This is a genomic window from Microbacterium testaceum (assembly GCF_003075375.1).
Lineage (GTDB): Bacteria > Actinomycetota > Actinomycetes > Actinomycetales > Microbacteriaceae > Microbacterium > Microbacterium testaceum_E.
This window is the reverse complement of sequence record NZ_QDFT01000001.1, coordinates 99,574-121,898: the sequence shown is the minus strand read 5'-3', so window position 1 is coordinate 121,898 and position 22,325 is coordinate 99,574. Positions and strand designations below refer to the sequence as shown.

Genomic DNA, 22,325 nt, shown 5'->3' with positions numbered 1-22,325 from the left:
GCCCGAAAGGACCACGCGATGACCGTCGCCATCAACGGCCGCTTCCTGATCGACTCGTTCGGCGGCGTCCGCCGTTTCGCGACCGAGCTCACCCACCACCTCGCCGCGTCTCGCGACGACGTGGTCGTCCTCGCACCGTCCTCCGCCGACACGACCGATCTCGACGGTGTGCGGGTGCAGACGGTCGGCCGTCTCGCGGGGCCCGCCTGGGAGCAGTTCGAGCTGCCGCGGTGGCTCCGCGGCCACGGGTCGCCTCTGCTGCTCAACTTCGCCAACATCGCGCCCGTGTTCTGGCGGCACCAGGTCACGGTGCTGCACGACATCGCCCCCGCCATCCGCCCGCAGGACTTCACCCTCCCGTTCCGGGTGCAGTGGCAGCTCGCCGTGCGGTTCGGGATGCTGCGACGCGGCCAGCACCTCGTCACCGTCAGCCACGCCTCGCAGCGCGAGATCGCCGAACGGTTCGGGGTGGATGCGTCCACCATCGAGGTCGTCTACGAGGGCGCGGACAGCCTCCCCGTCCCGCCCGCACCGGATCGGACCGGCGCCCGCACACGCGTCGTCGCGTTCGGCCGCCACGGCGCGGCCAAGAACACCCACGCCGTCCTCGACGCGGTGGCGCAGCTGCCCGCCGATTCCGACATCGACGTGGAGTTCGTCGGCAAGCTGGACCCCGAGCTCGAGCCGTACGCCGCCGCGAAGGGCATTCCCGCCGATCGCCTGCGGTGGACCGGACCGGTCAGCGACACCGAGCTGGCGGCGGCCTTCGCGCGCGCCGACGCGTTCGTCTGGCCGTCGCTGCACGAGGGCTTCGGGCTGCCCCCGCTCGAGGCCCAGCGTCTCGGCGCGCCGGTGCTGGCATCCGACATCCCGATCAATCGCGAGATCCTGGGCGACTCGGCGCGCTATTTCCCGGCGACCGAGCCCGCCGCACTCGCGCGCCTGCTCACCGAGATCTCGACGTCCGCCGAGCTGCGGGCCGCGCTGTCGGGCGCCAGCCGCGCCAACGCCGAGAAGTTCACCTGGGATGCCACGACCTCCGCGTGGAACGCGATCATCGCCCGGCGGGCGCGCTGATTCTCCGCGGGGCCCTTCGGACGGGCAGAATCGACTCGTGAACATCGGCTTCGTCGTGACGACCCTGGGGCGCCTCGAGCCGCTCCGCGCCCTGCTGACCTCGTTGGAGGCGCAGCTCCGCGACGGCGACCACGTGGTGCTCGTCGCCCAAGGGGCGCAGGATGCCGTCGCCGAGCTCGCACGGGAGTTCGCCGCCCGGGGCGTGGCCGTGACCGCGACCGTTTCGGAGCGCGGTGCCTCGCTCGGGCGCAACACCGGCGTCGCGGCTCTCCCCGCCGGCGAGGCCGTGGTCACCTTCCCGAACGACAACACGACCTATCCGGCGGGCACGGTCGAGGCGCTGCACGCGGCCGTCGACGACCAGGCCTTCCGCGCGGGCGGCTTCACGTCGTGGGACGAGCGGGGTCCGAAGACCACGCTGCCCGCGCCGGGGACGCCGCTGGACAAGTACAACGTCTGGGCCGTGATCGAGATGGGCATCCTCATGCGCCGCTCGCTCTTCGACGCGGTGGGGGGATTCTCGGAGGCGATGGGTCCGGGCTCGGCCACCCCCTGGCAGGTCGCCGAGGGGACCGACCTCCTTCTGCGTGCGATGGCGTACGAGCCGTCGCTCGAGCGGTCGTTCCGCTGGCTTCCGGCGCACGTGCACGTCGACGGGATCTCGACCGGTTTCGGTCTGACCACTGCCGAGCGGCGCCGCAAACTGCGCGCCTACGGCCGGGGCACGGGCCGCGCCTTCGCGACGCACGGGTACCCCCTGTGGTGGCGCGCGGCCTTCACCGGAGCCGGCCTGCTGTACGGGGTCCGCAACCCCCGGCCGATCACCGTGCTCGACGGGTGGCCGATGTTCCTCGGGCGGCTCGAGGGCGCCCTCGGCCGCACCTTCGGGCAGGCGCGGATGGTGTCGACCACCCGCTGACGCGGCGTCCCCCGGGCCCCGCAGGGGGCCGCTGATAGGGTGAGGAAGTGTCAAAGAGAGTTCTGATCACCGGCGGCGCCGGGTTCATCGGGTCCCACCTGTCGGAGCGCCTCCTCGCCGAGGGCAACGAGGTCATCTGCGTCGACAACTTCTTCACGGGTTCGCGCCGCAATGTCGAGCACCTCTTCGACAACCCCCGCTTCGAGCTCATGCGTCACGACGTGACGTTCCCGCTCTACGTCGAGGTCGACCAGATCTACAACCTCGCCTGCCCCGCCTCGCCCGTGCATTACCAGCACGACCCCGTGCAGACCACCAAGACCAGTGTCATGGGCGCGATCAACATGCTCGGCCTCGCCAAGCGCCTGCGCGTGCCGATCCTCCAGGCCTCGACGTCCGAGGTCTACGGAGACCCGGCCGTCCACCCCCAGACCGAGGACTACTGGGGCAACGTCAACCCGATCGGCACCCGCTCCTGCTATGACGAGGGCAAGCGCGCGGCCGAGACGCTCTTCTTCGACTACCGCCGTCAACACGATCTGTCGATCAAGGTCATCCGCATCTTCAACACGTACGGGCCGCGCATGCACCCCAACGACGGACGCGTGGTGTCGAACTTCATCGTCCAGGCCCTGCGCGGTGAGCCCATCACCATCTACGGCGACGGTTCGCAGACCCGCTCGTTCTGCTTCGTCGACGACCTCGTCGACGGCATGGTGCGCCTGATGAACACCGGCCACGACGTGACCGGGCCCATCAATGTCGGCAACCCCGGCGAGTTCACCATGCTCGAGCTCGCCAACGCCGTGCTCGAGATCGTGGGCAGCGACTCGACCATCGAGCACCGCCCCCTCCCCCAGGACGACCCCAAGCAGCGTCAGCCCAACATCGACCTCGCCCGACGTGAACTCGGCTGGGAGCCGACGGTCGCGCTGCGCCCGGGCCTCGAGCGGACCGTGGAGTACTTCCGCGGGGCGCTGGCTGCGGCAGGCGCCTGACCGGCAGCCCCGATCGCGCGTCCGCGCGGCGAGGATCGGTTCCGGTGCCCGCCGGACGGGCCGAGGCCGGACCGGCCGACCGCTTCACCCGCTCGTCCGGTCCGACCGCACCCGGGGCCTCTGTCCCCGATGTGGCACCATGAAGGCGCGGTGAGCCGGCGGTCGTGCGGCATCCGCTGCCGCGGACCTCGGACCCGGGTGTCCCCCATCTGACCTAGCGGAGTGGAACTGTGCGCGAACGTGTCTTGATCACCGGAGGAGCCGGGTTCATCGGCAGCCGACTCGCCCTGCGTCTTCACGCCCAGGGGCACGCCGTCCGGGTTCTGGACAACCTGCTCCCCCAGGTTCACGGCGCGGACCCCGACGTCACCTCCCCGCTCCTGGCGACCGCGCGCGAGGTGGCCGAGGTGCACAGGGGATCGGTGACCTCGACCGACGATCTGCGGACCGCGCTGGCCGGTGTCGACGTCGTCGTGCATCTCGCCGCCGAGACGGGCACCGGTCAGTCCATGTACGAGATCGACCGCTACGTCGAGACCAACGTGGGCGGAACAGCCAAGCTCCTGGACCTCCTGACGAATGAGCCGCACGGAGTCCGGCGCATCGTGGTGGCGTCGTCGCGGGCCGTCTACGGCGAGGGCGCCTACCGCACCCGGACGGGCGACCTGGTCTACCCGCCGCACCGGAGCGAGCAATCGATGGCAGCGGGCGTCTTCGACGTTCGCGGCGAGGACGGGGAGGTGCTCACGAGCATCCCCACGACCGAGGACGCCCTCCTCCATCCGTCCTCTGTCTACGGCCTCACCAAGCAGATGCAGGAGTCCCTTGTGATGACGGTCGCCGCGTCGATCGGCGTGGAGGCGGTCGCGCTGCGGTATCAGAACGTCTACGGTCCCGGTCAGTCCCTCGAGAACCCGTACACCGGGATCCTCTCCATCTTCAGCACCCTCATCCGGCGCGGCGAGGCCATCGACGTCTTCGAGGACGGCGAAGAGAGCCGCGACTTCGTCTACATCGACGATGTCGTCGAGGCGACGGTGCGCGCCCTGTCCCGCCCGGCGGCCGCCGGCCGAATCCTGAACGTCGGGTCGGGCGTGCCGACGACGGTCAACGAGGTCGTCGACGCTCTCCTGCGTCATTTCGGCGCGTCGGTCCCCGTGTCCGTCACCGGCGGTTACCGCCTCGGCGACATCCGCCACAACGTCGCCGATGTCCGACGGCTGGCGGCCGCGCTCGACTTCGTGCCCGCCGTGTCGTTCGACGAGGGCCTGCGCGAGTTCGTGGAGTGGGTGCGGACCGAGCCGATCGGGTCGGCCTCCTATCGGCGGTCCTTGGACGAGATGGCCGCTCGGAAGCTGCTCAAATGACGGCCCCCCGGCGGCCGCATCGCGCGGTGGTCCTGGTCGCCCGCCTTCGCCGGCACCGTCTGCTCGGCCGCGTGGTGCGGCAGATCGATCGGCTCTGGTGGGCATGGGTCATCCTCCGCTCCCGTGTCGTGGACACCTCCTACGTGAGCGCCCAGCTCGGCCGCAGAGTGGGGGTCGTGGGAGCGATCGTCCGCTATGTGGCGCGTGGCTACGCCCAGGGACTCCGTCTCAATCCGCTCTTCGTGGACACCGCCGTCGGCGATCACCTCCCCGATGCGCATCGCGTCCCCGCGCTCTACGCCTATCTCATCGCCGACCCCCGCCGTCTGACCATCAGCCCCGTGTGGGACGCATCGGCGTATCTGGAGCGGCATCCGGCCCGCGCCACGGAGCGCGGCGGGGCCCTGGGCGCCGCGTGGCGACGTCGCGACGGGGAATCGCTTCCCCTCGAGGGGCCGGGCGGAACGCGTGTGCCCTGGTCTCACCTGCACACGCGGATGCTGGATGCCACGTCCCGCGCACGCCGGGACGAGTCCGACGCGCGGAGCTGGATCCGCGCCGACCGTCCGGGCGGAGTCGAGTACATCCTCGTCCTCGACGCGGACGAATGGGACTTCGACGAGTCGATCGCGCTCGCGGCAGAACTGGCGCGAGAACCGGACTCCGGAGTCACGATCGTGCAACGCGGCGGTCGCATCGAGGATTGGGCGCAGACCGTCCTGCTCGCGGAGGCCACGGACAACATCCGCGCGATCCGCACGAGTGGATCCGCGTCGGCCTCGGAGCCTGTCGACCTCGCCGATGGATGCCACGCCGAGGTCGTGGTGTGGCGGGGACCGAACATCGATGCCACCGCCGACACCCTGCGCGGGCTCGCCGCGAGGGCGAGCCGTGGTGCCGTCGTCGGCCCCCTCTGGCTGGATGGAGACGGCACCATCGCCGCGGCGGGTGCGGCCTCGGAGGGCCGGCTGCTCGCCGGACACCCTCGGGAGGACGCGGACGAGCTGCCCGGTGCCCCCGATACGGCACCCCCGGCGATCGCCGGTTCGACCTTCGCCGCCCCTCGCGATCTCGCCGCGTTCTCGCGTGTCGACAGCGTCGATCACGCCGCCTGGGCCTCGCTCGACGCGCGCGACCGGGGCGTACCGGTCTCCGTCCGAACCGATGCGAGCGTGAGGACCCGGTCGGTCGCTCCCCCACCCGACCTTCCCGCGGGACTCGACGGGGCGACGGACCTCGTCTCGGCCGCGGGCTGGACCGCGGTCGGTGACGGGCCGCTGCCTCGCCTGCGGCGCCGACGCCAGACGGTCACCTTGAAGGACGGGACCGTCGTGCCCTCGTTGCGGTGGGCGCTGCGCACCGCAGCTCCCGTGGGGCCGCGCGGCGAATGGTGGGGCGATGTGCACTTCGCGCGAGCGCTCGCGGACGCACTTCGCGAGCTGGGGCAGAACGTGGTCGTCGACGCGTATCCCGCTCGGAACCGGCGCACCCGCCATCTCGACGACGTGACGGTGGCGCTGCGCGGACCGGAGCCGATCGATCCCAGTCCGTACGGGCTCTCGGTCCTGTGGGTCATCAGTCATCCCGACGAGATCGACCTTCGCGCCCTGAGCGGCTTCGGCTTGATCTACGCCGCTTCCACCCCGTGGGCCGCACGCGCCACCGTGGACTCCGGCCGATTGATCTCGCCGTTGCTCCAGTGCACCGACCCCTCGCGCTTCCGTCCCTCGGGACGAACCCGCTCCTCGGACATCGTCTTCGTCGGCACGGCCCGGGGAATCCACCGCCCCTCCATCGTCGAGCCCGTCCGCGCGGGTGTCCCCGTCCGCGTCTACGGTCCCGACTGGCGCGGGTGGATCCCCGCTTCCTCCATCGCAGGCACGGGGGTCCCGAATGCAGACCTCCCGGGGCTGTACGAGAGCGCGTCGGTCGTCCTGAACGATCACTGGCCCTCCATGCAGCAGCACGGGTTCATCGCCAACCGTCCCTACGACGTCGTCGCGGCCGGCGGACGCGTGATCAGCGACGAGGTGTCCGGCATCTCCGAGGTGTTCCAGGGCGCCGTCGCCACCTATCGGACGACCGACGAGCTTCTCGCACTGCTGCGCGGCGACCTCGACGACGCCTTCCCCCCGCCCGAGCACCTGGCCGCCATCTCGCGGACCATCCGCGAACGGGATTCCTTCCTCGCGCGCGCCCGGACCCTCCTGCAGGACGTGACGGCGACCCTCGGCTGAGACCCCTGACGGGGAGCATGACCGGCGTATGACACGATGAGTCGTGTGAAGGGCATCATCCTCGCCGGCGGTTCCGGTACCCGACTTCATCCGATCACACTGGGCGTCTCGAAGCAGCTCATCCCCGTGTACGACAAGCCGATGGTGTACTACCCGCTGTCCACCCTCATGCTCGCCGGCATCCGCGACATCCTGGTGATCACGACCCCCCACGATGCCCCGTTCTTCCATCGTCTACTGGGTGACGGGTCGCAGTTCGGGATCGACCTCTCGTTCGCCGAGCAGCCCTCGCCCGATGGGTTGGCGCAGGCGTTCACCATCGGCGCCGACTTCATCGGAGACGACAGCGTCGCTCTCGTCCTGGGCGACAACCTGCTCTACGGCCCCGGACTCGGCTCGCAGCTCAAGCGGCACAACGACGTCGACGGCGGCGCGGTCTTCGCGTACTGGGTGGCGGAGCCCCAGGCGTACGGTGTCGTCGAGTTCGACCGGGACGGACGCGCGGTCTCCCTCGAAGAGAAACCCACCCATCCCAAGAGCAACTACGCGGTCCCCGGACTGTACTTCTACGACAACGACGTCGTGGAGATCGCGAGGGGACTGCGCCCCTCGACGCGCGGCGAGTACGAGATCACGGACGTGAACGCGGAATATCTCCGACGTGGAAAACTGCAGGTCGAAGTGCTCCCCCGGGGTACGGCATGGCTAGACACGGGGACCTTCGATCAGATGACGGATGCCGCCGACTACGTGCGCACCATCGAGCGTCGGACGGGGTTGCGCATCGGTGTTCCGGAAGAGGTGGCGTGGCGACAGGGGTTCCTGAGTGACGAAGCCCTCCGCGATCGGGCGAACCAGCTCGTGAAATCCGGTTACGGAACATACCTTCTCGAGATTCTTGAAAGAGGACGCGGATGACCCATCTGCTCGTGACCGGCGGAGCCGGTTTCATCGGCTCCAACTTCGTGCATCACGTCGTGGCGAACACCGACGACACGGTGACGGTGCTCGACAAGCTCACCTACGCGGGCAACCGTGCGTCGCTGGCGGGCCTGCCCGAAGACCGCGTGCGCCTGGTGGTCGGCGATATCGCGGACGCCTCGGTCGTCGACCCCCTGATGGCCGAGGCCGACGCCGTCGTCCACTACGCGGCGGAATCCCACAACGACAACTCGCTGCACGACCCCCGCCCGTTCCTGGACACGAACATCATCGGCACGTACACGCTGCTCGAGTCGGCGCGCCGGCACGATGTCCGCTTCCACCACATCTCCACCGACGAGGTGTACGGCGATCTCGAGTTGGACGACCCGGCGCGATTCACCGAACAGACGCCTTACAACCCCTCGTCCCCGTATTCGTCCACCAAAGCCGGTTCGGACCTGCTCGTGCGCGCCTGGGTCCGTTCCTTCGGCGTCCGGGCGACGATCAGCAACTGCTCGAACAACTATGGGCCTCTTCAGCACGTGGAGAAGTTCATCCCGCGCCAGATCACCAACGTTCTCCGCGGCGAACGGCCCAAGCTGTACGGCGCCGGTCAGAACGTCCGAGATTGGATCCACGCCGATGACCACTCCTCCGCGGTCCTCGCGATCCTCGCGAAGGGCGAGATCGGCGAGACCTACCTCATCGGAGCGGACGGCGAGAAGAGCAACAGGGACGTCGTCGAGCTCATCCTGGAGCTGACAGGACAGCCCGCCGACGCCTACGATCTGGTCGCGGACCGCCCCGGGCACGATATGCGGTACGCCATCGATTCGAGCAAGCTCAGATCATCCCTCGGATGGTCGCCCTCCTACGCCGACTTCACCGCCGGCCTTGCGGCGACGATCGAGTGGTACCGGGCCAACGAGTCCTGGTGGGCTCCCGCCAAAGACGGCGTCGAAGCCTTCTACGCGAGCAAGGGTCAGTGAGGACGACGCTCCATGCGATTCGGTAAGGCTCTGGCCTCGCACACCACATCGATCCCGGGTCTGCTGGTGATCGATCTCCCGGTTCACGGCGATGATCGCGGTTGGTTCAAAGAGAACTGGCAGCGGCAGAAGATGACGGCCGCAGACATCGGTCTGCCCGATTTCGGTCCTGTGCAGAACAACATCTCCTTCAACGACGAAGTCGGCACGACGCGGGGGATCCACGCGGAACCGTGGGACAAACTGGTCTCGGTGGCGAGCGGACGCATCTTCGGCGCGTGGGTCGACCTGCGCGAGGGCGACAGCTTCGGCTCCGTCTTCTGCACGGAAGTCGATCCGTCCACCGCGATCTTCGTGCCGCGCGGAGTGGGGAACTCCTATCAGACCCTCGAGGCCGACACCGCATACTCCTACCTGGTCAATGACCATTGGGCGCACGACGCGACCTACACCTTCCTGAACCTCGCGGATGAGACCGTCGCGATCGACTGGCCGATCCCCCTGGACCGGGTGCAGATCAGTCAGAAGGACAGACTCCACCCGAGACTGGCCGATGTCGTGCCCATGCCCCCGAAGAAGATCCTCGTCGTCGGCGCGGACGGTCAGCTCGGGCGAGCCCTCGAGGTCGAATTCGGGCGTCATCCGTGGATCGAGTACGCGGGACGTGACGAGTTCGATCTCTCCTCGCCCGACGTGACCTCCGCACGCCGATGGCGCGACTACAGCGCGATCGTGAACGCTGCGGGCTTCACGGACGTCGACGGCGCTGAGACGCACGACGGGCGCGCCGAGGCGTGGGCCACCAACGTCAGCGCGCTGTCCGCCCTCGCCCGTGTCGCCGTCACGAATGACCTTCTGCTGGTGCATGTGTCCAGCGATTACGTCTTCGATGGCCGAAATCTGGATGCCTACACCGAAACGGACCGGCTCAGTCCTCTGGGCGTTTACGGACAGACGAAGGCAGCGGGCGAAGCGGTCGCCTCGGTCGTGCCGCGCCACTACATCCTGCGGACGAGCTGGCTGATCGGGGACGGTCCCAACTTCGTGAAGACGATGATGCACCTGGCTCAGACGGGAGCGTCCCCGACTGTCGTGGACGATCAGGTGGGCTCTCTGACCTTCGCCCGCGATCTCGCCAAGGTGGTGAAAGAGCTGCTCGAGACCCGCGCCCCGTACGGGATCTACAACTTCGTGGGTCGCGAGGGAACCAAATCGTGGTTCGGGTGGGCGCAGGACGTCTTCGCCGCGCTCGGCCACGATCCCGCTCGTGTCGCCCCCATCGGAACCGCGTCCTATTCGGAGGAGCACGGTGGCGGGGTCGCCCCACGACCCGCGAACAGCATCCTCTCCACGCAGAAGATCGAAGCCACTCTGAATGGGCTCACGCCGACCACGTCGCTCGCGGACTACCTCGAGAGCATCAGCTCGGTCAGGTGACGCCTTCCTGGTGCGTCGCCTCCGGGTGGGGCACGCACCCGATCTATCATCAGGGTGTGTCCCGTATTCTCCCGTCCCTGCTCGCCGGCGCGATCATCGTCATCGCTCTGAGCGGCTGCGCCCAGCAAGCCTCGTCGACGAGCGGAATGGCCTCGGAGAGCGCGCGGCCGTCCGCTTCATCGCCGGCTCCGACGGCGACGCCGACGTCTCCGTCACCCACCCCTTCGGCTTCGGCGTCACCCACGGTGGCACCGAGCCGCAGCTCTGAACCCGCCGACGATCCCTTCCCCACGTCGGCACTCGCGGATGTGTGCGTCACGGGCGTGCTCGAATCAGGCGCACCGACCGCTCGTACCGATATCGGCGCAGCCGAACGGGCGCAGGAAGCGAACGGATTGTGGGCCGTCGCCGTGCCCGGAGTGACCGATGCGGGGGCCGACGTCCTTTTCCTCTGCACCGTGTCGGGCACCGCGGACGCCTTCCAGCTCGAGCTCCGCGCTCAGATCGACGGTCGACTCGATGCGTCCTGGCAGTCGCGGCTCGATGATCTCGAAGCGGGCCGGATCTGACGCTACCGGTTCGAACGATCCTGATCCAGGATCTCCCGCACGCGCGTGGCGTCACCCCACACGGCGGGTGAATCGTAGGGACGGTCCGGGAAAGCGCCGTAATCCAGGCGAATGGGCAGCCCCTTGTCCGCGATGAAACGCTCCACCTGGTCGGCGAGAGCGACCGGTACCCCGCTGCAGCAATTGATCACGCCCGTGGCACCGGCGGTCAAGGCGACGGCCGAGATCTGATCGGCCAGTGCGCGGACATCGATGAAGTCGTACCGATTCCGCCCCGTGGTGAAGGGAATCGACTCCTTCCCCTCATCCACCGCATCGAGCAGACGCGCGAAGATCGATTTGTTGCGGCGATCGTCACCGTGGATGTAGAAGCAACGGACCCAGCTCAGCTCGGCCCGCTCCCAGGACTCCGAGGAGAGCATCAGGGACCGTCGAAGCGCGTCCTTGGCGATACCGTACTGAGAACGCGGCGCCGTCGGGGTCTCGGCGGTGATCGCGCCCTCCCAGTACCCGACCTCATGCATCGTGCCCAGCACGACGACTCGGTCCACGAGATGAGCCACCGTCTCGATGAAACGCACGTGGGCCGACAGGTTACCCATATGAGTGGGGGCGTTGTGCTGGAAGCCGTCCTGCCACGCCAGATGGATGAGCCGGCTCGACGTCTCGCCCACAATGGATGCGACGTCGGTCGACGGGTCGAGGACGTCGGCGATCACGGTCGTGGCACGCGGATCGACGTCCGCGCCCGCCTGACGAACGACAGCCCGGACGGCGTGCCCCCGATCGAGGAGGTCCGTCACGACGTGTCGCCCGACGTACCCGCCCGCCCCGGTCACGACCACCGTCTCGCGGCGTGGGACTTCACTGGTCATCGGCTCTCCTCTGTCTCGTTCGTGCGTGGACGATCCCCATCGGGGCAGCTCGTCCTCAGCTGTCCGCACCACCCCGGATGAGCCGACGCTTCATGCGTCGCCATCGCCTTCCGAGCGGTGATCGCGCTTCCAGCTCCTCCGCGACGATCCTCCGGACCTCGTCGCGCACGATGGTCCGCATCTGCTCCGACAGTCGTTCGACGGTCTGCCTCTGAAGATGGGCGAGGTAGAGGGGCAGCCCCGTGCCGTTCTGCTCGACCCACGACGTGAGTTCTCGGTCCCGCACGGTCAGATCGTCGCGGACGTGCTCGTGCTGCAGCCCCAGTGTCGAGTTGGCCTCCGACTGAGTCGCCCCGGGACGATGCACCCAGTAGGCGAGTGGCGGCCCGCTGATGAACCCGATGGGGAAACGGGGTAGCACCCGCAGGTAGAAGTCCCAGTCCTCGACCGCGTCGAGGCTCTCGTCGTACCACCCCACGGCATCGTGGACGCTCCGACGGTAGAGGAACGAGATGGGTACGGCGCGATTGATCTCGAGGAGCTCGGTGAGGGAGACACGTTCCATTCCCGACCAGAACGGAACGCGGTCGATCTCGCGCCAGGCCGACCCGTCTCGTTCCTCGAGAACGATGGCGGTGCTCGTCATCACGCCCGCGCACCCGGTGTCGGCATCCAATCGCTCCACCGTCCGCGACAGGAATTCGGGATGCCAGCGGTCGTCGTCGTCGTGCAGGACGACGTACTCCCCCCTCGATTCCCGGATGCCGAGGTTCGCCGCTCGGCATCGCCCGCGAGGCTCGACCGTGTCGACGACGCGAACGGTGTTCACACCGGACCGGGCGGCGATGTCGCGCAGATGCTCGCCGCCGTCACCGTCGTTGACCAGGACGACCTCGAGATCGGTGAACTTCTGCGCCGCCACATCGTCCAGTGCGCGCTGCACGAAGTCAGGCCTGTTCCGGGTACGGATGACGACAGAGACACGAACCGGCACCGCACCAGCCTAAATGACGCATCGGACCGCCGCCGGACCATCCCCGCTCGCGATCCGGGGTGATCTCACGGCGTCCGCACCTGCACGCACTCGGGTTTGGTGTCCGCGCCCGAGTTGCGGTTCACCGCATAGGCGCACACCCAGTGCGTCCCCGCGGCCACCGGCACCTCACCGTAGTACCCGCGGGTCTGACCGGCAGAGGGGTAGGTGTCCGCGAGCGGGGCGTACCCGAGGTTCGCCGGCCAACGGAACCACTGCGAATCGACCTGGACGATCACATCCGTCGTCGCGTCGAGGGCATCGGGATCGAAGGCGTAACCCCACACCGCCAGCCCCTTGCCTGCCGGGTAGGCGCCCATCATGCGGGTGACCGGAGACTGGTCGGCGGGCTGCGGGACCTGCACCTGACGACAATCCGCGGCGGGGTCCGCCCCGTCGTTGGCGTTCAGGTAGTAGATGCAGATCCAATGAGTGCCGGGGGTGGTGGGGACGCTTCCGGCATAACCGTGGTTCGCCCCGGCATCGGGGAACGTGGCGAGCGAGTCGCGGTTCGGCTTGTCGGCCGACCAGCGGTACCACTGGGAGTCGACCTGAACGATCACGGGAACGGCCGCCGCGGCTGCGTCGGGATCCACGACCCATCCGGACACGTTGATCACGCGGCCGTCGGTGGTGACGCTCTGGACCGCGCCCTGCGGAGAGACGTCCGCGATCGAGGGGACCTTGACGTCACGGCAACCGAACGGGACATTCGTCCCGGCGTTCTTGTTGATCATCGTGAGGCAGATGGTGTGCGCGCCCGCCGGGATCGGAAGGACAGCTCCGAAGCCATGCTGGTAGTTCGCGCCGGCGACGAGCTCCGGCCCGAGAGCGTAAGGCTGATTCGCCGTCACGACGTACCAGGTCTTGTCGACGAGGACGTGCAAGTCCACACTCGCGTCGACCGCGTCGGGATCGATCGCCCACCCCCAGAAGTGGATTCCACGAACCGTCGTCCAGAGGTCCTTGAGCTCCCCGCGAGGTGAGACGCGAGCAGGGAAGTCGACGGCACGGCATCCCAGAGACTGATCTGTTCCCGTGTTCTGGTTCACCGCCGTCACGCAGACGTTCTGCGTCGACCCCGGCGGGCCGGGAATGAGGCCCCTGAACCCGTGATTCGGGCCCGCCCCCGGGAAGTTGTCGGCGACCGGTTGATATGGCTGATCGGCCGTCAGGTAGGACGTGCTCCCTCCGACGTCGATCTTGATCTGCAGTGGCGAGGTGAGCGCATCCCCGTCCACGGCCCAGCCACCGATCCAGACTCCGTCTTCGGTCGCGCTCATCTCGGTGAGGACGCCCACCGGAGACTTGACGTTCTTGGTGGGATCACCGAACCAGTCGGTCCACATCCGCCAGAAATTGCGATTGCCGTACGCCGAGCAGCGATCGCCCTCACCGTAGAGGTTCCGCATGGCGGCGTCGTTGGGGGTGTACGGGGTGTAGATGTACAGACCGGCGGTCGCCTGGTTCTGGATGAAGACGGCTTTCGTGCCGCAGTTGCGCGCGGGTTCCGGGTGGTAGTTGATGTTGTTCGTCCGACCGGCGACATAGTTCCATCCGCCGGTCGTCGCCGTGACGCGATAGATCTGGAACTGCCGGGCACCGTAGTACAGCTGCGAGAAGAAGCCCGCGAACGCGGGGTCGCAGGGCGCCGTATCCGGACATGATTGGCCGAGCGCGTGGTCCAGCGCATACTGCGACGGGTTCGACGACGTGATGAGGCCCTGCTCCTTCTGGAGCATCACGAGGAGCGTCCGCTGGCTGATGCTGCAGGCAGCGCCGACCCTCGCGATCATGCTCGCGGCGGTTTCCTGGGTCCGGCCGTCCATCGCCTTGCAGTACCGTGAAGCGGCCATCGAAGGGGTGTTGCCCTTCAGCGCGGCGACGCAGTTCGCCTTCTGTCCGCATCGGTTGTTCGCATCGAGGAACGATTGAACCTCGGACGCGGACATCGCCGACCCGTCGTAGAAATTCTCGTCGGTGATGATCAGCCCCGGATCGAACCTCGACGCGTCGGCCGCCGCAGCGGGCTGCGAATCGAGAAGGCCCGTCGCGGGGAGCCCCGCACCGAGAATCAACGCGGCGAGAGCCACCACCGCGAACAGCCGGCGGAGGATCGGCGATGGTTCACGCATGGAGGGGCCTCTCTGACACGGGCGCCCGCCGTACCCGCACGCCATCGCGTTAGCGTCTCACACTCGATGCGATGACGCGTGCAGCACGCCGGGAAGACCGGATGTCGTCCGGTCTCAGGCGTCGTCGCGCTTGTCGAAGCGGACCATGTTCATGAAGGCGTGCACGTCACGGGTCGAACTCATCCTGACCCCGGCCGCGACCATTCGACGAGCCAGGTTCCAATCGCCGGGCTCGTCCACGCGCCAGCTCTCCGTGTCGTACTCGAAGAAGCGCAGACCGGAGAGGTACAGAGTCGATTGGAAGCTGAATCCGCCCGCCGCGGGCGGGTCGCTGAAGATCACACGGTCGACGCCCTCGGTCCGGTCGCGCTGGATGAGGGCGCCGTAGACCAGTTCGGCCCGCTCGGCACGCGCCAGCTCGAGCAGTCTCTCGATATGGTCCGCCGCGAACTCGTCGTCGTCGTCCAGCGGGGCGATCCAGGCTCCCTCCGCACGACGAGCAGCTTCGTTCATGGCGGGGGACCCCGCGACCATCCACCGCAGGTGCGGATGAGCCGGGTATGCCGCTCGTTCCGGCAGCTCGAAGTAGCGCACGCGCGGATCGCCCAGACCCTCCAGCGCAGCGCGCGTCGCGGGGTTCGGACCGTCGTTGACCACGACGATCTCGAGGCGCTGATAGGTCTGCTGCAGGACGGACGCCAGCGCGACCTCGACGAGCTCGCGCGTCCGGTTGTAGCTCGCGATACGGACGGTCACCAGCGGCTCGGTCTCGTCCCACAGTGCGTCGTAGCCGGGCGACATCCGGAAACCGTCGAGCGCGGCGCGAAGATCCTCGATGCCGTCCCGCTCTCGACGGGCGGATTCGATCTGGGCTTGCGAACGCAACTCGAGATGGCGGAGAAGTCCGTCCGTCTCGCGCCACCACTCGCGGGTCTCATCCCTGAAGCCGAGCTGAACCGCCGCGGACTCGTTCACCGCATCTTCGAGACGTTGCATGCGTGCCGCCAGGTCGGCGACGGCCCACTCCAGCGAACCGGGGGTGGGGCCTGTTACGGGGTCGGTCATCAGGTGCTCCGGGGGGTAAGGCGGTCGACGATGTCGGCGAGATGGTGGAAGACCTGTTCCGGCAGGCCTTCGAAGACGGGCAGCGCGATGCACCGTCGGCTTATCGCGTCGGTCGTCGCCAGGGTCCCCTGGCGGACGGCTCCGACGAATCGGGGCTGCTGATGAACCGGCGGCGCGTAGTAGACCCGCGCCTCCACGCCGGCTGCGCGCATCCCCGCGAGGATGGCATCCCTCGTCCCCTCGTCGGGCAGGACGATCGTCGCGAAGCAGACGGAGGACAGCTCGGCATGAGGGACGAGACGAGCCCCCGGAAGGCCTTCGAAGACGAGCGCGTAGCTTCGCAGCAACTCGCGACGGCGGCCGAGCGACTCCTCGAAACGCTCGAGTTGCCTCAGACCGATCGCGGCGTTGATCTCCTGCAGCTTGCCGTTCAAGCCGGCACGGACCGACCCGCCGGACGCGAAGCCAAAGTTCGAGTACGAGCGGGCGGACTCGATCAGGTCGAGGTCGCGGGAGATGATCGCACCCCCCTCGCCGATGGCGAAGGGTTTGGTCGCGTGGAACGAGAAGACCTCGCATGTGCCGCGCGCTCCGACGGGCGCCCCATCGGGATACACGGAGCCGAATCCGGCCGCCGAATCGATGACGAGCGGCACACCGTGCTCTGCGGCCAATTCCTCCCACGCTCCGACGTCAGGATTGCCGACGCCGAACGAATTGCACAGGAGGATGCCGTCGATCTCGGATCGTCGGTCGCGCAGAGCATCGCGTGCCGCAGCCAAGGACGGCTGGAGGGTCTCGCCGTCGACGTCGATGAAGAGCGGTTCGCGGCCGACGGCCTGAATCGACTGCGGCCCCGCGGCGAAAGTGAACGACGGCACGATGACGAACCGTCGTCGAACAGGGGTGTCGGTCGGCACCGGGTCGCCTAGGACGACCGACAGCGCCGCGACCAGCGCGATGGTCGCATTGCAGAATGTCGCCGCACCGAAGTCGTCGCCGACGAACGCGGCGATCCGAGTCGCGAAGTCCCGCTCCTTCGGCCCGAAGTTCGTGAACCAGTTGGATTCGATGATGTCGGTGACATCGCTCGCGATGGTCGCGGCAGGCGGGAAGACGGGCCGGATGAAAGGGACCTCATACGACATCGAGCCACCCCCTCTCGACGCGAAGGACCCGGGCGGGGACCCCGACGTGCACTTCGAGCGCGGGGACGTCGTGACGGACGACGGCGCCGGCGCCGACCACCGCGCCCTCTCCGACGCGCACGCCCTGAAGGATCGTGGCCCCCAGGCCGATGAACGCCCCCGCACCGATGGCAGTCCGCCCGCCGATCCGCACCCCGGGAGAGACGGTGGCGTAGGCGCCGATCACCGTATCGTGGCCGACCGTGGCCCCCGCGTTGATCAGCGCGTGCTCACCCACGACAACCCCCGACATGATGATCGCGCCGGGAGCGACCATCGTTCCCACGCCCAACCGCGCGTCGACGGCCACATACGCCGCCCGCGACACCGCTTGGGCGAAGAGCGAACCAGGCCATCGCTGAACGATACCCCGGCGCGCTCCGGGAGCTCCCAGCGCCGCGACGACGGGTACACTGCGTTCCCCCTCCGCGGAGGAGAGGCTGACGACGGGTGCGGGTCCGTTGATCGCGGCCCGAGCGGTGGGGAGATGCTCGTCGTCGACGGCGAAGAAGGCGACCGTCGCGCGCAGGAACTCTGCGACCTCACGCGCCTGACCACCCGCCCCCAGGATGCCGATCCGGAGCGCCTCGGTCACGGCCGCGATCGATTCGCCACTCTCGCGCGAAGGCCTTGCGTCTTCCGACGACCGAAATCGGCCACCCGCATGGCGAACCGGATCGGGGCGGCGTATCGGAAGCCGCGGCTCCGCAGGAGCGCATCGAGATCACCGCGGACGCGTCGCAGTTCATCGCGATCGTTCAGAAGCGACACGATCTCGGCGACGGTCCCGCCCCGGCCCAGCACGATGTGCTCGTCGATCTTGGCCGACACCCTCAGCTGGGAGGCCTGCCATTGCGTCTGATCGTGGGCGGTGTAGGACGATTCCCGACCTTCCCATCGCCGGTAGATCGCCGTCATCTCACCCGCGTCGGCGACTCCCAGGAGCAGCGATCCTCGCAGGATCATGTCCCAGTCCTCGCAGACGTAGAGCTCCTCGTCGAACCGCAGGCCCAGGACGGTGAACAGTTGAACGGGAAAGGCCCACCCCATGAAGGGAGAGAAATTCATCCGCAGGTGGGCGAACTGGTCGAATGTGGCCGGGTATTCCGCGCGAGGCCATGAGGTGTGACGGAAGCCGTCCTTGCCGCCCGCCCACGACTCGTGGTGCGCTTTCTGCGAGGCGACCACCGAGCGCACGAGCTTTCCCGGCTCGCGTTCGGCGATCTTCGCGAACGTCTCGACCCAATTGCCGAAGACCAGATCGTCGTCGTCGTAGAAGGAGAGGTATCGCCCGCGGGAGAGTTCGATGGCCTCGTTCAAGGGCCTGGCCCGGCGCCCGCCTCCGACGCGGACGACGCGGATGCGTTCCCGGAAGCTCGCGGGCTGCGCCGCCACGAGCTCCTCGACGATCTGCTGCTCCGCGGGATCGGTGTGATGGCACATCACCAGGACCTCGAAATCCTCGGAGGTCTGGCCCGCGAGACAGAGGAGGGAGTCCTTGAGCGTCTCGGGGCGACGGCCCTGGGTTCGGAGGACCACGGTGAGGAAGCAGGTGCGCGTCGCACCCGCCTGGGACAACTCCACCGTGAGCAGGTCGGTGAGGCGGTGGGCCCCACGGCTGGACGCGGGCTGCTCTTCGATGTGGTGGAACAGAGCGGTGAGCGAGTCCGCGCGCGCCGCAGGTATGCGCTCCACCCGGTTGGTCCGATCAGAAGCGGTGCTGTGCATAGTGATCTCCGATGAATCTGGCCACGGTGTGCTCAGGGTCGAGAGGGCTCGGCAGATCCCCCGCTGCGCGTCGGGAATCGAATGCGCGCCCCGCTCGCTCGAGGAACTCGACGTCGCTGGTGCGGAACACCTCCAGCAGCTGCTCGACGCGCTCGGAATAGGAGTACTTCCAGGCGAGCATGAGCGACGCTTCGGCGGAGTAGTAGCGTTCGGCCGGCGTGGTGGGCCATGACGCGTCGACCAGAAGGCGCTTGTCGTGGAACACGGCCGCAGCGGGCTCGAAGAGGACACGAAGTCCCTCGAGCCGCACGCGCCAGGAGTAGTCCACATCGTCGCCGTAGAGGAAGAACGTCTCGGAGTCGAAGCCGCCCACGCGTTCGAAGAGTTCCCGCGGGGTGACCGCGCAGGCGGTCGACGCCCAGCTCGTGTCGCCGGTCCCGGGCTCGTAGTCCTTGGGGTGATCGAGGGGGACCTGCCGCGCCTCGACGACCCCGACGTCGCTGCGCAATGCACGCACGAGGGATTCGACGGCGTCCGGGGCCATCCTGGCATCCGGGTTCAGGAAGAGCAGGACGTCCGCATCGGACCGCGCCGCGAGCCTGTTGTGCCCGGCGGCCGAGCCGAGGTTCGCCGCGAAGAACTCGACGTCGGACCGACCGCCCGCCTCGACGGCCGACCGGCCGATCTCGGCGACGACCTCGTCCGGCAGCGTGGGCGAGGGGGCGCAGTCACCGAGGCGGTAGTCCCACCCGCTCACCACTCCCGCGGCCATCGCACGCTCGAGAGAGTTGAAGGCCGCCTCGGCGGCCCGTCGGACGTCTTCCGGCGAGTTGGCGTACAGGACCGATTGCACGGTCACTCGTCTACTCATTCGTCTTTCCCTACTCCACTCCGATGGGCGACGCCGAGGCGTCCGTCGATGCACTGCGCGATCGTGACGTCCAGCGCGAACGCCAGAACGCGATCCCCTTGCCGGGGCCCCAGTTCTTCAGCGCGAGGGCGCGCTTCTCGATCACGTGCCAACTCAACCATGCCAAGAAGAACGTGATGGGCACGGCCGCGAGGGTGAAGAGCACGTAGCCGGCGCGGAAGACCCCGAGGTAGGCCAAGCACTGCTGGACGAGGAAGCCGTAGACGTACACGCCGTAGGAGTAGTCGTTCTTCGCACCGATCCACTGCAGCCACCGCGGCAGACGGGCGGCCAGGTACAGCACCAGGTATCCCCCGGCGGGGATACCGAGGACGGCGAACCCGCCCGTGAACATCGTGGCGATCAGCACCACGGCGGCGAGAATCCCCAGTCGATCGTCGTAGGCGATGCGCTCGGAGTAGATGCCGAGCGTCGAGCCCACGAGGAAGGCGGTGCCGAGGAAGATGACCTGCGGATCCGCCAGCAAGGGCAGGATCGCGCCCATGCGATCGGGGGCGACCACCGAGGCCACATGCGCGACCAGGAACGCACCGGTCAAGGCCGGCACGACGATCCGCGCGCGCGCCAGGACCGCCGAGACCGCGAGGACCGCGATCAGAAGATAGAAGCCCCACTCGTAGGCCAGCGTCCACAACGACCCGTTCAGAACGCTCGCTTGCACGGTTTGCCCGTACGGCGTCTCGACGAAGAGGTCGTGGATGCCGTACGCACCGATCGACAGGGTCCAGTTGGCCGTCACGTAGCCGAACGGACCTCCGGGGCCGAGGGTGAAGTATTCGCCCAGCGGGCGTCCCTCCGCCCACCAGACGGATGGCCCGACGACGAACGCCGCGAAGACGAGCACCCCCCAGAAAGCGGGGAAGATGCGGATGGCACGTCGCCACAGGAACTGGACGACGTCGGTCGCGACGCCGCTCTTGACGATGAGGTACCCGCTCACCGCGAAGAAGCCGCCGACCGCGAGACCACCCAGGGAGGTCTGTCCGTTGGTGTACCTCCAGAACGGGTCCTCACCGAAACCGCCGAGCGGGAACGCGTGGTCGACGATGACCAGGGAGGCGAGGATCAGCCGCAGGACGCCGAGGGAGTTGCGATGACCGTCGAGAGCCTCGCCGAGCGAGACCCCTGAGCCCCGAAGCAGATTCGAGCGGGGAACATCCGTCGTCGAACTCACCGAGACCATGTCTTCGCCCCTCCTCGGAACGTTCCGTCAGCCACCATGATGCAGGGAGGCGAGATAACGCTCGATGACGACATCGGCGGAGCCGGTCTCGACCAAAGACCCGTCCTTCATCCACGCGACGTTGTCGCACATCTCTTTCACCGCTTCCATGGCGTGGCTCACGAGGATGACCGTCTTGCCCTGGCGCTTGAATTCGACGAACTTCTCCGCGCACTTCTCCTGGAACTCGACGTCACCGACCGCCAGCACCTCGTCCACGACGAGGATGTCGGGATCGACGTTGATGGCCACAGCGAACCCCAGACGCACGTACATGCCCGACGAGTAGTTCTTCACGGGCTGATCGATGAAGTCCGCGACTCCCGAGAAGTCGACGATCTCGTCGAACTTCGCCTTGATCTCCCGTTGCGACATCCCCAGGATGGAGCCGTTCAGGTACACGTTCTCTCGACCCGTCAATTCGGGGTGGAATCCCGATCCGACTTCGAGCAGCGCCGCGATCTTGCCCTGCGGGCGGATGTCGCCCTCGTCGGGGACCAGGATGCGAGCCAGGCACTTCAAGAGGGTCGACTTACCCGACCCGTTGCTCCCGATGAGCCCGAAGGTCGAACCGGCCGGGACCGTGAAGCTGACATCGCGCACGGCCCAGAAGTCCTTGTGGACGGAGATGCGACCCCGCATGACCGCCGATTTCAGGCTCTGATTGCGCTCTTTGTAGAGACGGAACTTCTTGCCCACGCCCTCGATGTCGACCTGACCGATGCTCACAGGACCTCCGCCAATCGTCTTTCGCTCCGACGGAAGACCCACAGGCCGACGACGAGAGCGACCAGTGCCCACGCCGCCGCCGCCGCCCAGTCACCGGGTTCCGGGAACGTGTTGTCGTAAAGAAGTGTGCGGAAGATCTCGACGAACCGATCCATCGGGTTGATGCGATAGAGATCCAGCACGGTGAGGGACGTCCCGAAGAGCGGTCCCGTCGTCGCCGAGAGGTTCTCGACGTAGGAGACGGGATAGATGATGGGCGTCAGGTAGAGCCAGAACTGCATGACCAACCCGAGCAGGTACTGCGTGTCCCGGAAGTACACGTTGGCGACCGAGAGCATCAGGGCGAGTCCCGCGGAGAACAGGACGAGGAGCACCATCCCCGCGAGCACGAGGGGGATCCACGGCCACACGACCGCGCCGAAAAGGCTGAGGATGACGATCAGAACAGCCGTCTCGATCAGCCAGGTGTACGCGATCGACAGCACGATGGAAAGCGGGAGCACGATCCGGGGGAAATACACCTTCTGGATCAGGCTCGCATTGTCGACGAGAGAGCCCATGCCCACGGACACCGCGTTCGAGAAGAACAGCCACGGCAGCAGTCCGGACAACAACCACAGGGCGAAGACGTCGAGACCGCTGGGGTCACCCGGGTCCGGCTTGACGCGCAGGATGAGCGAGAAGACCGCCGTGTAGATGAGCATCAGGGCGAGCGGGTTCGCGAGCGACCACAGCTGGCCGAGAACGGTCCTCTTGTACTTCCCCCTGATTTCGCGGAGGGCGAGGTTCGCCAGCAGTTCGCGCGCCGAGAGGAGCTCTCTCACATACCCCATGAAACCTCGTGTCGATCAGGGAACACAACAACGGTCAAATGTATCCCAATCGCACCTGGGGAATAGGCGG

At 67.7% G+C, this 22,325-nt stretch carries 20 protein-coding genes; 9 read left to right on the top strand and 11 right to left on the bottom strand.

Features of this window, described 5'->3' with window-relative positions:
* The first annotated feature begins 18 nt into the window (after positions 1 to 18).
* The 9 genes from DC432_RS00510 to DC432_RS16590 all read left to right on the top strand — a co-directional run bounded on the left by DC432_RS00510 (position 19) and on the right by DC432_RS16590 (position 10,517).
* Entirely contained in the window at positions 19 to 1,077 is a 1,059-nt protein-coding gene (locus DC432_RS00510) for a glycosyltransferase family 4 protein (protein ID WP_165801150.1), read from the top strand.
* Between the two features lie 37 nt (positions 1,078 to 1,114).
* Complete coding sequence (locus DC432_RS00505) at positions 1,115 to 1,996, top strand: glycosyltransferase family 2 protein (RefSeq protein WP_165801149.1); 882 nt, start codon at positions 1,115 to 1,117, stop codon at positions 1,994 to 1,996.
* A 47-nt stretch (positions 1,997 to 2,043) separates the two neighbouring features.
* Entirely contained in the window at positions 2,044 to 2,994 is a 951-nt protein-coding gene (locus DC432_RS00500) for a UDP-glucuronic acid decarboxylase family protein (protein WP_116536217.1), read from the top strand.
* 230 nt (positions 2,995 to 3,224) lie between these two features.
* Positions 3,225 to 4,361: an NAD-dependent epimerase/dehydratase family protein gene (locus DC432_RS00495; RefSeq protein ID WP_116536216.1), complete on the top strand. Its 1,137-nt coding sequence runs from the start codon at positions 3,225 to 3,227 to the stop codon at positions 4,359 to 4,361.
* A complete protein-coding gene (locus DC432_RS00490) occupies positions 4,358 to 6,598 on the top strand; it encodes a glycosyltransferase (RefSeq protein ID WP_133177857.1) in 2,241 nt (746 codons plus the stop codon). Before DC432_RS00495 ends, DC432_RS00490 begins: the two co-directional genes overlap by 4 nt.
* Positions 6,599 to 6,643: 45 nt before the next feature.
* On the top strand, positions 6,644 to 7,516 hold the full coding sequence (gene rfbA / locus DC432_RS00485) for a glucose-1-phosphate thymidylyltransferase RfbA (RefSeq protein WP_116536214.1): 873 nt from the start codon (positions 6,644 to 6,646) through the stop codon (positions 7,514 to 7,516).
* Complete coding sequence (rfbB, locus tag DC432_RS00480) at positions 7,513 to 8,511, top strand: dTDP-glucose 4,6-dehydratase (RefSeq protein ID WP_116536213.1); 999 nt, start codon at positions 7,513 to 7,515, stop codon at positions 8,509 to 8,511. Before rfbA ends, rfbB begins: the two co-directional genes overlap by 4 nt.
* 12 nt (positions 8,512 to 8,523) lie before the next feature.
* The gene (rfbD, locus tag DC432_RS00475) at positions 8,524 to 9,948 is read left to right on the top strand and encodes a dTDP-4-dehydrorhamnose reductase (RefSeq protein WP_116536212.1); all 1,425 of its coding nucleotides are present in this window, start codon (positions 8,524 to 8,526) and stop codon (positions 9,946 to 9,948) included.
* The gene (locus DC432_RS16590; RefSeq protein WP_207770713.1) at positions 9,945 to 10,517 is read left to right on the top strand and encodes a hypothetical protein; all 573 of its coding nucleotides are present in this window, start codon (positions 9,945 to 9,947) and stop codon (positions 10,515 to 10,517) included. The genes rfbD and DC432_RS16590 overlap by 4 nt, the downstream gene beginning before the upstream one ends.
* 2 nt (positions 10,518 to 10,519) lie before the next feature.
* Here the strand turns inward: DC432_RS16590 and DC432_RS00465 are convergent, their stop codons facing one another.
* The 11 genes from DC432_RS00465 to DC432_RS00420 all read right to left on the bottom strand — a co-directional run bounded on the left by DC432_RS00465 (position 10,520) and on the right by DC432_RS00420 (position 22,255).
* Positions 10,520 to 11,392 carry an NAD-dependent epimerase/dehydratase family protein gene (locus DC432_RS00465; RefSeq protein WP_116536210.1) on the bottom strand — a complete coding sequence of 291 codons (873 nt, stop codon included), beginning with the start codon at positions 11,390 to 11,392 and terminating at the stop codon, positions 10,520 to 10,522.
* 55 nt (positions 11,393 to 11,447) lie between these two features.
* Positions 11,448 to 12,386: a glycosyltransferase family 2 protein gene (locus DC432_RS00460; RefSeq protein WP_116536209.1), complete on the bottom strand. Its 939-nt coding sequence runs from the start codon at positions 12,384 to 12,386 to the stop codon at positions 11,448 to 11,450.
* Between the two features lie 65 nt (positions 12,387 to 12,451).
* On the bottom strand, positions 12,452 to 14,560 hold the full coding sequence (locus tag DC432_RS00455; protein ID WP_133177854.1) for a hypothetical protein: 2,109 nt from the start codon (positions 14,558 to 14,560) through the stop codon (positions 12,452 to 12,454).
* A gap of 114 nt (positions 14,561 to 14,674) precedes the next feature.
* The gene (locus DC432_RS00450; RefSeq protein ID WP_116536207.1) at positions 14,675 to 15,625 is read right to left on the bottom strand and encodes a glycosyltransferase family 2 protein; all 951 of its coding nucleotides are present in this window, start codon (positions 15,623 to 15,625) and stop codon (positions 14,675 to 14,677) included.
* On the bottom strand, positions 15,625 to 16,773 hold the full coding sequence (locus DC432_RS00445; protein ID WP_116536206.1) for a DegT/DnrJ/EryC1/StrS family aminotransferase: 1,149 nt from the start codon (positions 16,771 to 16,773) through the stop codon (positions 15,625 to 15,627). The genes DC432_RS00450 and DC432_RS00445 overlap by 1 nt, the downstream gene beginning before the upstream one ends.
* The gene (locus DC432_RS00440) at positions 16,763 to 17,407 is read right to left on the bottom strand and encodes a DapH/DapD/GlmU-related protein (RefSeq protein WP_116536205.1); all 645 of its coding nucleotides are present in this window, start codon (positions 17,405 to 17,407) and stop codon (positions 16,763 to 16,765) included. Before DC432_RS00440 ends, DC432_RS00445 begins: the two co-directional genes overlap by 11 nt.
* Positions 17,404 to 18,507 carry a glycosyltransferase family 2 protein gene (locus tag DC432_RS00435; RefSeq protein ID WP_165801148.1) on the bottom strand — a complete coding sequence of 368 codons (1,104 nt, stop codon included), beginning with the start codon at positions 18,505 to 18,507 and terminating at the stop codon, positions 17,404 to 17,406. The genes DC432_RS00440 and DC432_RS00435 overlap by 4 nt, the downstream gene beginning before the upstream one ends.
* A 13-nt stretch (positions 18,508 to 18,520) precedes the next feature.
* A complete protein-coding gene (locus tag DC432_RS16285; RefSeq protein WP_207770712.1) occupies positions 18,521 to 19,399 on the bottom strand; it encodes a hypothetical protein in 879 nt (292 codons plus the stop codon).
* A gap of 22 nt (positions 19,400 to 19,421) precedes the next feature.
* On the bottom strand, positions 19,422 to 20,654 hold the full coding sequence (locus DC432_RS00430) for an acyltransferase family protein (protein WP_116536203.1): 1,233 nt from the start codon (positions 20,652 to 20,654) through the stop codon (positions 19,422 to 19,424).
* Between the two features lie 27 nt (positions 20,655 to 20,681).
* A complete protein-coding gene (locus DC432_RS00425; protein WP_243392965.1) occupies positions 20,682 to 21,422 on the bottom strand; it encodes an ABC transporter ATP-binding protein in 741 nt (246 codons plus the stop codon).
* The gene (locus DC432_RS00420) at positions 21,419 to 22,255 is read right to left on the bottom strand and encodes an ABC transporter permease (RefSeq protein WP_116536202.1); all 837 of its coding nucleotides are present in this window, start codon (positions 22,253 to 22,255) and stop codon (positions 21,419 to 21,421) included. Before DC432_RS00420 ends, DC432_RS00425 begins: the two co-directional genes overlap by 4 nt.
* Between the last annotated feature and the right edge of the window lie 70 nt (positions 22,256 to 22,325).